Origin of the sequence: Bacillus sp. Marseille-P3661, from assembly GCF_900240995.1 — a bacterium.
GTDB lineage: Bacteria > Bacillota > Bacilli > Bacillales > Bacillaceae_J > OESV01.
In genome coordinates this window covers 25,952-41,001 of sequence record NZ_LT965960.1, presented here as the reverse complement: position 1 = coordinate 41,001, position 15,050 = coordinate 25,952, and the positions used below count along the sequence as shown (strand labels likewise).

The 15,050-nt window shown below is 35.4% G+C and carries 17 protein-coding genes and 3 tRNA genes; 11 read left to right on the top strand and 9 right to left on the bottom strand.

All coding sequences use genetic code 11. The features are described from left to right. Positions 1–513: 513 nt before the first annotated feature. The 4 genes from C1724_RS25240 to C1724_RS25225 form a co-directional block, all read right to left on the bottom strand. On the bottom strand, positions 514–1,449 hold the full coding sequence (locus C1724_RS25240; RefSeq protein WP_102349823.1) for a VanW family protein: 936 nt from the start codon (positions 1,447–1,449) through the stop codon (positions 514–516). Positions 1,450–1,496: 47 nt separating this feature from the next. Further along, the gene (locus tag C1724_RS25235) at positions 1,497–2,354 is read right to left on the bottom strand and encodes a hypothetical protein (RefSeq protein WP_102349821.1); all 858 of its coding nucleotides are present in this window, start codon (positions 2,352–2,354) and stop codon (positions 1,497–1,499) included. Between the two features lie 135 nt (positions 2,355–2,489). Then, on the bottom strand, positions 2,490–2,873 hold the full coding sequence (locus tag C1724_RS25230) for a globin domain-containing protein (protein WP_102349819.1): 384 nt from the start codon (positions 2,871–2,873) through the stop codon (positions 2,490–2,492). Between the two features lie 129 nt (positions 2,874–3,002). Next, a complete protein-coding gene (locus tag C1724_RS25225) occupies positions 3,003–3,656 on the bottom strand; it encodes a cell wall hydrolase (protein ID WP_102349817.1) in 654 nt (217 codons plus the stop codon). 166 nt (positions 3,657–3,822) lie between these two features. Between C1724_RS25225 and C1724_RS25220 the strand changes: the two genes are divergently transcribed. The 4 genes from C1724_RS25220 to C1724_RS25205 all read left to right on the top strand — a co-directional run bounded on the left by C1724_RS25220 (position 3,823) and on the right by C1724_RS25205 (position 4,748). Beyond that, positions 3,823–4,047, top strand: coding sequence for a YozE family protein (locus C1724_RS25220; protein WP_102349815.1), 225 nt, complete (start codon positions 3,823–3,825; stop codon positions 4,045–4,047). A 440-nt stretch (positions 4,048–4,487) separates the two neighbouring features. Further along, positions 4,488–4,560: transfer RNA gene (locus C1724_RS25215), tRNA-Lys, on the top strand. A gap of 10 nt (positions 4,561–4,570) precedes the next feature. After that, positions 4,571–4,663: transfer RNA gene (locus C1724_RS25210), tRNA-Ser, on the top strand. A gap of 13 nt (positions 4,664–4,676) precedes the next feature. Beyond that, a tRNA-Glu gene (locus C1724_RS25205) sits at positions 4,677–4,748 on the top strand. A 1,131-nt stretch (positions 4,749–5,879) separates the two neighbouring features. Here the strand turns inward: C1724_RS25205 and C1724_RS25200 are convergent. Next, the gene (locus C1724_RS25200; protein WP_102349813.1) at positions 5,880–6,641 is read right to left on the bottom strand and encodes a DUF4931 domain-containing protein; all 762 of its coding nucleotides are present in this window, start codon (positions 6,639–6,641) and stop codon (positions 5,880–5,882) included. A 269-nt stretch (positions 6,642–6,910) separates the two neighbouring features. Between C1724_RS25200 and C1724_RS25195 the strand changes: the two genes are divergently transcribed. Continuing rightward, complete coding sequence (locus C1724_RS25195) at positions 6,911–7,168, top strand: stage VI sporulation protein F (RefSeq protein ID WP_102349811.1); 258 nt, start codon at positions 6,911–6,913, stop codon at positions 7,166–7,168. Between the two features lie 178 nt (positions 7,169–7,346). Here the strand turns inward: C1724_RS25195 and C1724_RS25190 are convergent, their stop codons facing one another. Continuing rightward, positions 7,347–8,066, bottom strand: a complete 720-nt coding sequence (locus tag C1724_RS25190; protein ID WP_102349810.1) for a ZIP family metal transporter — start codon at positions 8,064–8,066, stop codon at positions 7,347–7,349. A 165-nt stretch (positions 8,067–8,231) separates the two neighbouring features. Between C1724_RS25190 and C1724_RS25185 the strand changes: the two genes are divergently transcribed. Further along, positions 8,232–8,729, top strand: a complete 498-nt coding sequence (locus tag C1724_RS25185) for a metallophosphoesterase family protein (protein ID WP_102349808.1) — start codon at positions 8,232–8,234, stop codon at positions 8,727–8,729. A gap of 64 nt (positions 8,730–8,793) precedes the next feature. Further along, positions 8,794–9,600: a DUF2935 domain-containing protein gene (locus C1724_RS25180; RefSeq protein WP_102349806.1), complete on the top strand. Its 807-nt coding sequence runs from the start codon at positions 8,794–8,796 to the stop codon at positions 9,598–9,600. Position 9,601: 1 nt separating this feature from the next. Here the strand turns inward: C1724_RS25180 and C1724_RS25175 are convergent, their stop codons facing one another. From C1724_RS25175 to trhA, 3 genes are all read right to left on the bottom strand, one after another. Further along, complete coding sequence (locus C1724_RS25175; protein ID WP_102349805.1) at positions 9,602–9,961, bottom strand: hypothetical protein; 360 nt, start codon at positions 9,959–9,961, stop codon at positions 9,602–9,604. Positions 9,962–10,007: 46 nt separating this feature from the next. Then, on the bottom strand, positions 10,008–10,286 hold the full coding sequence (locus C1724_RS25170) for an atypical membrane-integrating protein (Mistic protein) (protein WP_102349803.1): 279 nt from the start codon (positions 10,284–10,286) through the stop codon (positions 10,008–10,010). 143 nt (positions 10,287–10,429) lie between these two features. Beyond that, on the bottom strand, positions 10,430–11,080 hold the full coding sequence (gene trhA, locus C1724_RS25165; RefSeq protein ID WP_102349801.1) for a PAQR family membrane homeostasis protein TrhA: 651 nt from the start codon (positions 11,078–11,080) through the stop codon (positions 10,430–10,432). A 211-nt stretch (positions 11,081–11,291) separates the two neighbouring features. On the opposite strand from trhA, the gene pxpB reads away from it, so the two are divergent. From pxpB to C1724_RS25145, 4 genes are all read left to right on the top strand, one after another. Beyond that, positions 11,292–12,032 carry a 5-oxoprolinase subunit PxpB gene (gene pxpB, locus C1724_RS25160; RefSeq protein WP_102349799.1) on the top strand — a complete coding sequence of 247 codons (741 nt, stop codon included), beginning with the start codon at positions 11,292–11,294 and terminating at the stop codon, positions 12,030–12,032. Further along, positions 12,013–12,786 carry a LamB/YcsF family protein gene (locus C1724_RS25155; RefSeq protein ID WP_374703489.1) on the top strand — a complete coding sequence of 258 codons (774 nt, stop codon included), beginning with the start codon at positions 12,013–12,015 and terminating at the stop codon, positions 12,784–12,786. The genes pxpB and C1724_RS25155 overlap by 20 nt, the downstream gene beginning before the upstream one ends. Then, positions 12,783–13,724, top strand: a complete 942-nt coding sequence (locus tag C1724_RS25150) for a biotin-dependent carboxyltransferase family protein (protein WP_102349797.1) — start codon at positions 12,783–12,785, stop codon at positions 13,722–13,724. Before C1724_RS25155 ends, C1724_RS25150 begins: the two co-directional genes overlap by 4 nt. A gap of 207 nt (positions 13,725–13,931) precedes the next feature. Then, positions 13,932–15,044, top strand: coding sequence for a stalk domain-containing protein (locus C1724_RS25145; RefSeq protein ID WP_180994445.1), 1,113 nt, complete (start codon positions 13,932–13,934; stop codon positions 15,042–15,044). Positions 15,045–15,050 lie beyond the last annotated feature (6 nt).

The following is a 15,050-nucleotide window of genomic DNA, read 5'->3' as shown; positions in this document are numbered from 1 at the left end:
ACAGAAACAGTCAATAACACTGAGGCTCAAGTAAACTATACAACATTAACAGCAATCAGAGCAGATATCGATAAAGCAATCGCTCAAGTTAAGTAATCGTGCTTAAATTGTTAATTATGCCAATCACATTATGTGGTTGGTTTTTTTTTAAGGTTTGATTTTTTAGAGATTGAAGTAACATAAATTAGTACATTCTGTTTCAAGTATGGAAAAATATTGCTTCAATATTTTATGTATCATAATTTCATAATAGATTTTTAAAGTATCTTCTACTGACTTCTCTAATAAATAGGTTATAGGCTCAATGTTGGTTTGCAATCGATGTAAATTAAAGCGGAAGGTGCGAGACTGATATCCCGTGAGACCGTGCAGGTGCAAAGCGCAGAAGGTGCTCACCGCTCCCCTCTGGTATCCCCGCTAGAGTTCTGAAACTTAAAACCAACACCTGAGTTTAGCAGAGCTAATAATAAAAAGGGGGGTAAGCACCCCCTTCAGTGCTAGGTATAGGTAATGCTAATGATGAAAGAGCGCGTCCGGAAACTGCTGTTTTTCTTTTATTTCTTTAGGAAGCTTTTTGGGTGCATTTTCAACCTTTCTCGGTGCATTATCAATAACATCAGAGGAATATACAGTAACAATCATTTTACCATGTATTGCTTTGGCACGAATTAAAATAGGTTGATTGTGTTTATTATGAAACGTAAAGTCTGGACCATACCAGCTTACTGTAGCATCACGACCTTCAGGAACATAAGGAACTCTTTTGCTATGTGAGTAACGCTCACCAATGGAAAGTCCTGCCCGATCTACGGCATTAAATAGTGTCGAGGAAACTTGGCATATTCCGCCACCAATTCCTTCTGTTAATTCGCCGCGAACAATGACTGGTGCTGGTAAATAACCTTTATCTTTTGTTCTTTTTCCAACGACTGAATTGAAAGAAAATGTTTCACCAGGAAAGACAACATGGTTATTTATGGCTTGAGTTGCAAGTTCAATATTATGTGACCTTTCTTTATTACGAGAATTAAAAAACGTAATATAATAGCCAATTTGTTTAGTTTTAATGGAAGCAAGAAGTTCGCTATCAACTTTAGGAAATACAACTAAGCCAGGAATCTCAATCGTTGCTGGACCATTGTTAAAAAAGTACGAATAAAATTGATCCCCGAATGCTTGGCGATTTAATTTGTAACCGGTTTGCTCCGGGGTAATGATGCCATTATCGTCAAGGGAAGCATTAGTAGGTTCTTTATAGATCTTGCTCTCGATGTTATTTACAAACTCATTGTACTTCTCTACGTCGATAAAAGTGTCAGTTAAGGGTATCGTAAACTCTTGGCGGTTCACGCTTTCGACGGTTTTTCCATTTTCAGTAATTGTAATATTATCAGGTATATGAAATTGTTGATAAAGTAGAAAAAGTAGAGTTAACCATGTATAAATCATGTAATAGCATCCCTCTTTGTTGTGAATTCCTCCGCTCGTAATGTCTATCAGCGCAGCTTTTTAAGTGATGATATGTTAACCTTCCAAGACTCCTTAAAAAAAGCTCTGCTTAATTCTAGGTCCAGTTGTTCCCGTTGGAGACCATTTTTCTTAGTGTACATATGAATTTTAACTTGTATCGTTGTGCCTAGTGCGAATTGAGTTTTTTGTTGTGGCATAACGATTTCCCATTTAATCATGTCAACATTATTTATTAATTGATGTAAATCCTTTTTATGTTTTTTAGCGTTATTACTGTATGTAATTGCTTTTAACAATTTATAATCTTCGTTATTTAGGGCGGTCATAAATATGTTAATCATTTGTTCTGCACTACTATTTTGCAGATAATGTTCTAATTCACCACCACTTCTCAAAATCATTAAATGATGACCTAGATCTGGCTGTGAAGACCGATGTGTTGTACTTTCATGAAAGTGAATGCAAAAATGGCCAGGGAAATTATTTACTAATGCGCCTGCCCCATGTGGCATTCCATGCATAGATGCTGCGATCAATTGATCATTCACTAAAACTAAAACAGCTCTTCGATTCCAACTCCATTTTCCGTTATAAATCTTTTTCATAATCGCTGTATCTTTATTCGTAAGCGGTTGGACATCAGCGTGTCTACTTCCTGCTCTTCTTTGTACCTGAAAACTTGCTCCTGTTTCAAGGTCGATAACTCTAAACTTAGAATATCTCGGAATAATTTTTTTGACTTCATTCCAAGGTAGCTTTTGAATTTTAAAGCTTACAGGGAACGTAGGGTTAGCTGTAATTCTTTCATTAGCAAAAACAGAATGACTTAAAAGTATATAAAACAGTGTTAATAATAAAAAGATCTTAAATATTTTTGTCCACATTCGTTTCATCTCCATGTTTAATTACAGTTATTATTGGCATGGAATAATGATACATACGTTTTGTTGAGGAGGAAAATTTTGTTAGTGGATAGGGACAAGGGGAGGGAGACGTGCAAATAAATGAAAAACACGCCCTTATTCATTATCAGGCGTGTTAATCATGATCCCAGCAACTTGTGTTAATCGATCATAAAATTCTTTTCGTATAGGCCCATCTAATTCGATGTCATCCATCGCTTCTTTCATGCATGCTAGCCATGCTTTTGCACGTGTTGGTGTAATTTCAAATGGCATATGGCGAGCTCTCATAGCTGGTGCCCCAAATTCCATGCTATATAAAGCAGGTCCCCCTAAAAATTGAGTTAAAAACATTTTTTGCTTTCTCATTATTTCCGCCATTTCACCTTCAAATAGAGGTGCTAAATCTGGATGCGCATATACCTTTGGATAAAAAGCATTTACTAGTTTATCGAGGGTTTCCTCGCCACCAATTAAATCGTACGGAACTTCAAAACTCATTACATATCACCTGATTTTCATATTTTTGTACTAGTATATCAAAGCCTAATTATAGGGAGTGTGATATAAATCACATGAATGCAAAAAAACGCCACAACTGTGACGTTTTTATTATACTTCCAATTATGATTACATAGCAAAGATATGCTTATCAATTCTTTTAATTTGCGGTCTTGACCAAATCCATGGTGATGTAGCAGTATTTGGATTAAAATAGAAAAGTGCTCCTTCTGATGGATCCCAACCGCTTAATGCAGCGTATACAGCACGATACGCGTCTTTATTAGGTCGATTATAATACTGACCATCCGCAATGGCTGTAAATGCTTGCGGTTCAAACACGACATCTTTAACTGTAGAAGGGAAGTCGTTGGAGTCAATTCGGTTTAAAACAACAGCAGCAACAGCGACCTTTCCTTCAAACGACTCACCACGTGCCTCGCCATGGACTAATTTTGCTAGTATTTCAATTTCATTTTCAGTTAGTGTATATTTATAAATTTTCTTCCATGTATTTGGTCCGACAATTCCGTCCGTAGTAAGACCATAATTTCTTTGGAAGTTCAAAACAGCTTGTTTTGTATATACATCAAAGTGCCCAGTTATATTTTTATCATAAACACCATTCTGTTGAAGTCGGTGTTGTAGGTCATAGACATAACCGTTTGTCATTCCTTGCTGTAATACTTTTTGTGCTGCACTTGCATTGTTTTGATTAGTGATGGGTAGAAGAATTAAAATAAATACCAATGACAATATATTAAAGAATTTGTGTTTTACCACAATACTCACTCCTATCTCAAGTATTTTTGGGCACTTGAGCGGTGGGGTGCGCTGAGTAACACACAATATCAAGTTTAAGTGGTTATGTCGTAAAATTAAATAGTAGATTTATGGAAGAGATGGTAGTACCATTTAAATAGTATTTATATTGGAAAGGAAGGTAACTGTGAGGAAATCTTTTTATCAATTTATTTTAAAGTATCGGTCTAAGAAAAAAGGGGACGAGCTAGGGGCGTTTGCAGAAGAAATCTATAACGATCATGCTTTTCCGAAATATTCAATGGATTATCATGAAATTAGTAGCTATTTAGAGCTTAATGATACTGCACTGAATTCTGTTAGACTTTTTGATCAGGTGTGGGATGCATATGAACAAGAGGTTCTTAATTAATAAATACTAGGAACTGAATAACCACTCCTTTTAGTATGAGGGCAGGTGGTTATTCAGCTGAGTTTTGTCTACACCTTTTAATTAAGTATATTACAATTACAAAGTTCATTGGATAGTAATCGTTAATTATATCTATTTAGCGTTCAATTGGTAGGAAATATCGAGTCTATAACAGGGCACATCATAATAAAGCTAACAAACTAATCTAAATATGTCATCAAAATCCCATTTTCCTATTTTAGCCAAACGGAGAGCCATAATCCTAATTATTAACCGTAAATCGAAGTGCTTTAAAAAAAAATAATAAAAGTATTGAAATTAGTAGATTATAATGTTATATTAATAAACGTCGCAAAAAGGTATTGGTTTTTTGCAGTAGATCGAGCATGAATTAAGTGTATAGATGCTGCATAAACAAGATTATTTGTATGTATAATTATGAGCCATTAGCTCAGTCGGTAGAGCATCTGACTTTTAATCAGAGGGTCGAAGGTTCGAGTCCTTCATGGCTCACTTTTATTTTGGAGGAATACCCAAGTCCGGCTGAAGGGATCGGTCTTGAAAACCGACAGGCGGGTTAAACCGCGCGGGGGTTCGAATCCCTCTTCCTCCGCCATAAAATTAAATATGGCCCATTGGTCAAGCGGTTAAGACACCGCCCTTTCACGGCGGTAACACGGGTTCGAATCCCGTATGGGTCATTTGAAAAATGGAACGTTATCTATATAGATAACGTTTTTTTTCTTTTGGCTGCATTAAAGTTTACCTAATGATTTCGGATCTGGCGCTGTGCGGATTTAACGGAAGTAAAGGGAGTCTCCGCGCCTTTGCTTCAATCACCACAGCAGGCTTATTAACAATAAGCTTCATTGTCGGCTATTGATAGCCAAGAAAGATGCAACCTAGTGTGTAGTTGCCGGTTGATCAAATTTACAATAGAAATTTTAGAGGACATAGAATCTCTTATATGCGAAAAAAGGGCACATTTGCTGAGTTTACCGGACATATATTCCGCTATATCATCCAAAACCCGAAGAAACTGGCTCATTATCGCGGGATAGCGGAACAAATGTCCGTGAAACTTTTAAAACCAGCCATTTAACCCCAAATAGCGGCCCGTATGTTCGCCAAACACTGTGAAAAACACTATTTGAAATTTTAGCGGACATAGAATCCCTTATAAGCGAAAAAAGGGCACATTTGTTGAGTTTACCGGACATATATTCCGCTATATCATCCAAAACCCGAAGAAACTGGCTCATTTTTGTGTAATAGCGGAATAAATGTCCGTAAAACTTTCAAAACCAGCCATTTAACCCCAAATAGCGGCCAGTATGTCCGCCAAACTCTGTGAAAAACACTATTTGAAATTTTAGCGGACATAGAATCCCTTATAAGCGAAAAAAGGGCACATTTGTTGAGTTTACCGGACATATATTCCGCTATATCATCCAAAACCCGAAGAAACTGGCTCATTTTTGTGTAATAGCGGAATAAATGTCCGTGAAACTTTCAAAACCAGCCATTTAACCCCAAATAGCGGCCAGTATGTCCGCCAAACACTGTGAAAAACACTATTTGAAATTTTAGCGGACATAGAATCCCTTATGATCGAAAGAAGGGGCTATGCAATGTGCTTGCAGGATACATTTTCCTGACCTGTGTAAGAAAGAAGGATCAATCTTAAATTTGCTGAGGAAAAAAACACTGTGGTGTAATTAAAATGAAGAGAAGAAAGAAAAACTAATTCTTTTCTTCATAAGATTAGCTTCTCTTTAGTATTTTAATATGAATCCCTTTTAGGGTTATGAATTATAGTATGAATTCCTTGTTTACTTATTAAAATATAAGTCTTTAATTTGACTCGCAACTTTATCAACTTTATTGGATACTTGTGGGATTGAGTATCCAACGAATAATGGTGAAGTGGAAAAGCGAGGAATTATTTTAACAGCAATTTTTTCATGTAATTCATAAAAGAAAAGATTATAGCTATTGCAATGCCGATTAAAGTAATTTAATACATAATGGGTAGCTGTTTGAATGTAATCGGCAAACGTTTTAATACCTTCAGAATGATTTAAAATGACATTAAATTCGAACGAGCCCATTCTTGGGTGATCTGAAATATTAAATTCAACTTCAGGTTCTTTTTTAATGATTGTTCCATCGAAATGATAGTCTTGTACATTATTCAAATAGTCAATATGCTCGAGACCAACTATTTGCATGTGGGGGTGCCGAATTGAACCTCCGGAATACGGTCCATGGTTTTTAAAGAAGAGAACGGATTTATATTTCCCACTGCTAATCATTTCTTTCCAATGTTTAATGCCAAACGTGATTAGCTGATAGAGATGTTCTTTACTGTATTCTGATAATTCAGAGTGACATACGTCTGTTTCGATAATAACAGTTTGAAAAGTATTCTCTAAGGTAGGATATTTATTTTTTAACAAAATAATCGGATAGTCTGTATCCATTATGTCTGTCAATAAATCACGTTCGCAAAATGGACAGTTAATATCCGTATTCAGTATACTATTGGGTTTGTTTGATGCGATCGATGAGTTGAATACTAAATGGGTTTTCATGGTACATCTCCTTCCTAAGCGCGATTAACGTAAAATTCCAAAAATAATCCTATTAAATAATTATAGTAGGGAATGAAAATAAATGCCAACAAAGTGTTAGAGTTTTCAATAGAGATTACTAACAAAGTACAAACGAATGGGCCTTTTATGGTAGCGTTAACATCACTTATATTGTTTTAGATGCCTGTTTTGTATTGAATTGGCACCCTTTATATTTGATCTCCATAGAATGATATTAACGTCAAAGGAAATGGAGGTATTTCAAGCGTATGCAAAATAATAATATGTTTGGAAATATTGAAAAGAAAACCGGAGTTAATATGAATGATATTATGAAATTAGCTAATTCATTGTCAACAGCAAACTTCAAAGATGAAAAAACTGTAAGACAGGTAATTAGACAAGTGAGCCAATTAGCTGGAAAGCGTGTTTCTAAAGAAAAAGAAGATATGATTGTAAAGTCAATCCTTAATAATAATATGCCTATGGATCTAAATTCATTGTCAAAAATGATCGATAAGAAATAATAATTCATATTACAAGGAAAGACCGACTTTAACGTCTGTCTTTCTTTGTTTTATACATGTTTTATAGTTTATGAAAAAAGAACCATTCTAAGCAGTTTAAATTATCAAATGCTGTTCTCTGTTGTATATACCTCGCTTAAACTAATAAATGTTGGTTAGGGTAAGGCAGCGGACAAGCTTAAGATAACATTAAGGATGTTAGTAGTCCAAGAGCTGCAATCATTCCGACAATAGGTCCGCCTTCCTCGAATGCTTCAGGCATCATTGTCGATGATACCATGGCAATAATACCTCCTGCGGCAAATGCACCGATTGAGGCAATATAAACTTCAGATGTATCCTTTAAAAAGTAAAATCCAGAAAAGGAACCAAAAGCAGCTAACAAAAAGACAAATGCCCATAAAAAGACTATTTTCTTATTGGAATATCCATCCTTTTTTAGGCCATGGGTAGAGGATAAGCCTTCTGGAAAATTGCTCAAAAATATAGCTGCTAACAGAGCCCAGCTAACAGAGCCATCTTTTAGTAAGCTGACACCTAGAATAACAGATTCGGGGATCGCATCTAAAATTGTACCGACAAAAATAGCGAGACCTGAATGTCCAACAGGGTTACTTGATGACCGTTTCCGATGATGACCACCTTTTTTAGCAATGATGAATTCGAAAGCTGTAAACAAAGTAGCACCGCTGATAAAGCCAACTACTGTTGCAGTACGACCTCCGTTCTCGATTGCATCCAATAATAATTCAAATGAAGCAGCACCTATTAATATTCCGGTGCCGTATGCCATAATAAGTGCAATTAATTTGCTTGGAAGTTTAAAATATATCCCAAAAAGTGCACCGACCAATACTGCAGAACCTGCAACACCTCCCCAAAAAATTGCTAACCACATGATAATCCCTCTCATATTTCTATAAAATTTTTATAAAGAAATATTGTAACTATTTATAAAGCTTTGTTTTTATATAGCATAGTGTTGCCCGTTTTCGAAAAAATAATAGTAGGTTTGAAGTTAAGGGTTAACTATAATAATATTATGTAAACAAGGGGTAAAACAATGAAAATTTGTGTAATGGGTGATACGCATATTCCAAAAAGAGCCAAGCATTTTCCGCAGAAATTGATTGAATATCTACAAATGGTTGATTTAATTATTCATGTGGGAGATTGGCTCAAATTGGATGTCTATGATGAGTTAGTTAAATACGCACCTGTAGAAGGTGTTTACGGAAATGTAGATGGTGACGATATTAAAAGTAAATTTCCAGCTAAGAAAATTCTACATTTAATGGATTATAAAATTGGGATTGTACACGGTCACGGTAAAGGTAAAACGACAGAAAAACGAGCTTTAGAGGCATTTCAAGAAGACGATGTGGACATAATTATTTTTGGTCATTCGCATATTCCCCTTATGAAAAAAATGGGTGATCTATTGTTATTTAATCCTGGCTCCCCAACAGATAAACGGAAACAACCGGAATATTCCTTTGGACTCATCACAATAAATGAGGAGATTACGGCTGAACATGTATTTTTTAGTAAGCTAACTTGAATAGGACGTCCTTTTCATTACATACATTTGTTTATAACGTATTAAACGAAAGGGGAGAAGGAGGATGGCATATGTAAATGAAGCGCTATTTGAGCATCGGTTTTGGCTGCAAATACTTGGAGATCATGCTCGTTTTATTCATTCGGCGCTAGCACCAAAAGAAATAGAGTATATCGAGATAGCTAAACAGCACCAAACTGTTTTTGATGACTTACTACAAACTGCTCGAACCATTCATTCTCAAGAAGAAGTGGTTCAATTGTCGAAGGTCGCAATTAAACAAGGCAATGCATTACGAAACTTTAAATTACAATTAATTCGTGAAATGTTAGTTGGAAAGGTATCGATTCATTTAACTGTCACATTTGTGAATCATATGGTGAATGAGCTTGAAGAATATATGCGGATCCTTCATTTCTTAATGGATAAAAAGCAACCACCTAAAGTACATGTACTACATCATCATTTATTATGGCTCATAGATGCTGCCGGCCACGCAGGGGCAATTAATGATCAAATGGATCAAACTGAAAAAGCTATAAAAGAAAAGAGCCATGACTTTACGATTAAATTTGAAGCTTTTTACCTGAAGGCAGTTGAAATGACAGGCTATTTAAGGGCAAACATTGATCAATTCCCGGCATTAAAGCGATTAAATAATGATACAGAAGTAGCAATTAAGATTTTTCAACAATTTTTAGCTGAGCTTGAGGAAATGGAAATGAATCATGAAATCCTTTCATCATTCACTCCGTTAATGGCAGATCATATGTATCGCGAGGAATGTTATCATTTAACAAAGGTTGCACAAGTTTCAGAACTTGAACAACCTAAATGTGATCCTACAACCCCAAGAAACGAAACATCATAAGTTAGTGCGTTAACTGTAGGGGAATTTTAATATTTTTGTCTAACGAGAATTTAGAATCATAGCTTCTATATTTGAGAATAGATTTTCCTTTATGAAAAATGTTTAGATATAATATTTTTTCCGCGGTTTTTCCTTTTGTTTCAAGATGGAACTCAAATTCTTCGTTGCAAAGAACATATTGATGGAAATGGAGACCTAATAAAGTTTGACTTGTTTTAGTTGTGCTTTCATCCTCTTTAATAAATGAAACTAATTCATTTATTGAGTGCTTTTCTAGATGGGCTTCGTTATTTGTTATAATGTTTTGGGCGGTATCAGTAATTTTTTTTACTACATTTTCTATCATTGATTTTATTTGCATCACATATCACCTCTTTACTGTCATCTGTTGAGTGTATTGTAGAAATTTATTCTGTATCTTCGTCATCTGTATGTTCGTTTCGATAATCATCAAGTGGTAATAAAGAAAGAACTTCTTTAATGATCGTGTTTACTTTTTGATTAACAACGTCTGCTCCTAATACTTTAGTGGCGGTTTGGATCATATCCATAACTTCGTCATCTAAGCCAAGAAAAGGTTTATCTTCCTCGGATTGATTATATAACTCAATAAATGTATCTAGTCCCTCTTGCATCTGATCAATGGCATCACTTAGTTTTTTATTTTCGTCACTTGTTACTCTCACAGCGTCACCTCTTTTACAATTAAAACGAGTCAGGTGCAAATGGTGATTCTATTATGTATTATTATCAAAAACACAAATGCTACTCATTGATGTGATCGTATTCCAAAAAAATAAACCACAGCTTTGCTGGGGAGTTGTGGTTTTTAGCCTTGAATTGGCAATACATAAAGTAAAATTGCAAAGAAATGAGCAATGGAGCCAGCTAACACAAATAAATGCCATACTGCATGATGAAATTTAAAGCCGCGCCACATATAAAAAATTGTACCGATTGAGTAAAGAATTCCACCTAAAACTAACCAAATAACCCCACCAGTTGGTAAAATAGAAACAAGTGGTTTCCATGCGAAGACAATTAGCCAACCCATTAGCAAGTAAATAACGGTCGATAAGTAAAGGAATCGTTTTACAAAAAATATTTTAAAAACAACACCAAGAATAGCCATACCCCAAATAACTCCAAATAATGTCCATCCAAGCCAGCCTTTGATGACAATAAATAAAAATGGAGTGTAAGTACCTGCAATAAAAAGATAAATGGATGCATGGTCCATTATTTCGAATATATCCTTAGCTTTTCCAGGTGGGAAACTATGGACTAAAGTTGAAGATACATAAAGCAACAGCATCGTGCTTCCAAATATTGAAAAGCTGATAACATGTAGTAATGTACCTTGTGAATAAGAAAAAACGATAAGCAGTACTAATGCGGCTATACTAAGTAATGCACCAATACCGTGAGTAATTGAATTTACTATTTCTTCATGTTTTGAAAAAGTGTGAGTTGTAGACATCGTACAAATTCCTTTCTTATTCAGGACTCGGAGGAACATCCTCCGTAAATTGAACTAAAGTTAAGTATAACAGATATATGTCTATGTTGGGGAAGAAATGTATGATGATTTTGCAAACGGCAGTTTTTATGAATAGTATTACCGCAGATCAAGTGTATACTCTTTAAATGATCAATTTTCTGCAACTATAAATAATAAGTGGTGATATGTTATGAATATTCAATTACGGCCTCTAGGTGATTGTGCAATTCGAATCGAATTTTCCAATATGATTGATAGTGAAACAAATAAATGGATTCGAAGGTATACTGAGAAATTGAGGGCTGAATCCATAAAAGGAATTATTGAATTTGTCCCTGCTTATACGACAATTGTTATTTATTATAATCCAAGTACAATTCTATATGAAGAATTAAAAAGTAAACTAGAAAGGATCAATACAATTCTTGATGATAACTTTTCAATTCAAGCCAACGTTTATGAGATACCAGTACTTTATGGTGGCGAGTTTGGAATGGATTTGCCTTTTGTGGCGGATCTCAATAATCTTACTGAGCAAGAAGTTATCGATATCCACAGCAAAACAGAATATTTAATATATATGATTGGATTTGTGCCAGGCTTTCCTTATCTAGGAGGAATGTCTACCAAAATTGCAGCGCCAAGACTTGAAAATCCACGGGCAAAAGTAAAAGCTGGTTCAGTGGGGATTGCAGGGAAACAAACTGGTATCTATCCGTTAGAAATACCAGGCGGATGGCGCATTATCGGTAGAACACCGCTTAAATTATTTAGTCCAACAAATTCTAGACCTGTCATTTTTTCAGCTGGCGACTATCTAAAATTCAAACCAATTGCTGAAGATGAGTATTATTCTATCGAGAGAGAAATAGAAAAAAACTGTTATCAATTGCGCTATTGGGAGAAGGAGTATGAAAAAAATGAGAATTGACTTAAATTGTGATTTGGGAGAGAGTTTTGGTACATATACGCTTGGTAATGATGAAATGGTTCTTCGCTATATAACATCGGCTAACATTGCCTGCGGATTTCATGCAGGTGACCCAACTGTTATGAGGAAAACTATTCAGCTTGCAAATCAAGCGAATGTAGCGATTGGTGCTCATCCAGGCTTACCTGATTTGGTTGGTTTCGGAAGAAGAGATATGAATATTGCAGCGGATGATGTTTTTAATTTAGTTACCTATCAAATCGGTGCTTTGGTTGCTTTAGCTAAGGTTGAAAGTTCAGAAGTTCAACATGTTAAGCCACATGGTGCATTATACAATATGGCGAACAAAAGTGCGGGTATTGCAACAGCTATTGTAAAAGCCGTCAAAAGTGTGAGCTCGAACTTACTTTTATATGCTCTATCTGGAAGTTTATTAGCTAAAATCGGAAAAGATCATGGTTTGACTGTTGTCCAGGAAGTATTTGCAGATCGCACATATCTCGGTGACGGTACATTGACCCCAAGAACAGAACCTAATTCAGTATTGCATGATACCCAACTTGTAACTGAACGAATCATTCGGATGATTAAAGATGGTAAGGTACAAGCTATTACAGGTGAAGACATAACAATTGCCGCGGATACTATTTGTGTGCATGGTGATAATGCCAATGCTTTAGAATTTGTTGAAACTTTAAATAAGGTATTAATGGAAAATCAAATTATTATGAAGTCTCCTAGTGATAGAATATGAAAAAGCGTCCTATTTTTACCGTTTTAAAGTCCGGCTTAATGACTACAATACAAGATCACGGTCGCTGGGGATTTCAACAATATGGCATTGTTGTGTCTGGTGCAATGGATCCTTTTAGCTATCAAATCGCTAATCTTTTAGTTGGAAATAATCGTAATGATTCCTGTCTTGAAATTACAATGCTCGGCCCAGTGTTAAAAGCAATGGATAACCTACTAATTGCTATTACTGGGGCTAATTTAATGCCGAAGATAAATGGAAAAAAAGTAGAAATGTGGAGAAGTCTTCGCGTTCAAAAGGATGATATTTTAACATTTGAAGGTTTGGAAAATGGAATGCGAAGTTATCTAAGTATTGATGGTGGAATCGATAGTCCGATCATTATCGGAAGCAAGTCTACATATGTAGCGGGTGGTTTAGGCAATGCTTTACAAAAAGAAGATGTTATCTATGGCGGTACAACCCAACAGCAATCACTGTTCAATCGTTCTCTAAATCCAAAGCATATTCCGAAGTATGAAAAAAACATATGTTGTCGAATTATTCTAGGGCCGCATGAACATTTGTTTACTGACGAGGGGATTACAACATTTTTGAAATCCACGTATACGTTATCAAATAAATTAGACCGCATGGGATATCGCCTTGAAGGGCCAAAGATCCAACATGTGAATACAGCGGATATTATCTCAGAGCCTGTTCCTTTTGGGGGGATCCAAGTACCGAACAATGGCCAACCAATTATTTTGATGGCAGATCATCAAACAACTGGCGGCTATTCAATGATTGCAACAATTATCTCTGTCGACATACCTAAGCTTGCTCAGGCTCAACCAGGTACTAAAATTCGTTTCAAAGAAATTGATATATTTAAAGCGCAAAAGCTATATAGAAAAATGGAGGGATTTTTTAAAGGAATATATGAAACAAATAGGTAGTGACGATATCTAAAATCAAGTTTCTCATTTATCGAGTTGCTTGATTTTTTTTATTTTTTATTATCCTATAAATACCTGCTTATTTAAATCTACCATTCTATGAAAATATTGTTACTTTCATCTGCGCATGCATCAAAGTATCATAAATACTAGAGATAAAAGTCAATAAACATAAACATGACAAAACAGCAAAGGTGTGTGTGCAGAATGATACTACGTAAAATCAAAAATTCGAGGACATCATCAAAAGTTAGTAAACTATTAATTGGAACGACATTAGCTCTATCCTTATTCGCACAAGTACCTATTTTGACTTCTGCAAATACTGATAACATAAAAGTGTATATAAATGATGAATTATTTCCATATAAAAACAAGTCTGTGATCAAAAATGATCGGACATATATACCTGTCCGTGAAATAACAGAAAGTTTAGGTGCACATGTTTGGTGGAATGGTGATTCAAGTACTGTAGGAATCTCCAAAAATGGAACAGATGTCAGTTTTATTGTAGGCTCGTCCCTTGCTCGTGTAAACGGTAATCAAGTGAAAATGGACCGATCTTTTATTATTGATGGGGTTACTCGTGTTCCGCTGCGGTTCTTAAGTGAAACATTAGGAATGGACGTTAGCTGGGATCATAAAACACGTTCAGTTTTTATTTATGAAGACGGAACGATAACTCGAAACATCCCTCAAGCAGCAACATATGTTTCTGCACCAGATTCAACAACAGTTTCCTATAAAAAGCACACCGTACAATCTGGGGATAATATTTGGAATTTGGGAATTAAATACGGTGTTCCTATGAATGAACTTTTAGAGCTAAATAATTTAACAAGTACTAGTCCACTAAGCATTGGCCAAACAGTCTTAATTCCTGTTCGAAATATTCCTGTGCAAGAAAGAAAAAGTGAGAAACATGGGGAGTATTTAGATTGGTGGACTGAAGCACAATATATGTTTTCAATTGGTAAGATAGGAACAGTTACGGATTTCGAAACAGGAATTTCATTCCAAGTCAAACGCACAATAGGTGCCAACCATGCCGATTGTGAACCATTAACAGCAAAGGATACTGAAATTGCTAAAAAAATATGGGGCGGATTTAATTGGAATGTTAGACCAGTCATTGTTGAAATAGATGGAAGAAAAATCGCGGCTTCAATGTCGTTTATGCCGCATGATGTGCAATATATTACGAATAACAATTTTGAGGGTCATTTTGATATTCATTTTAAAAATAGTACTCGCCACAAGGACGGCCTAATTGATGGAAATCATCAAACGAAAATCAAAATAGCAGCAGGTCTTAATTAATATTTA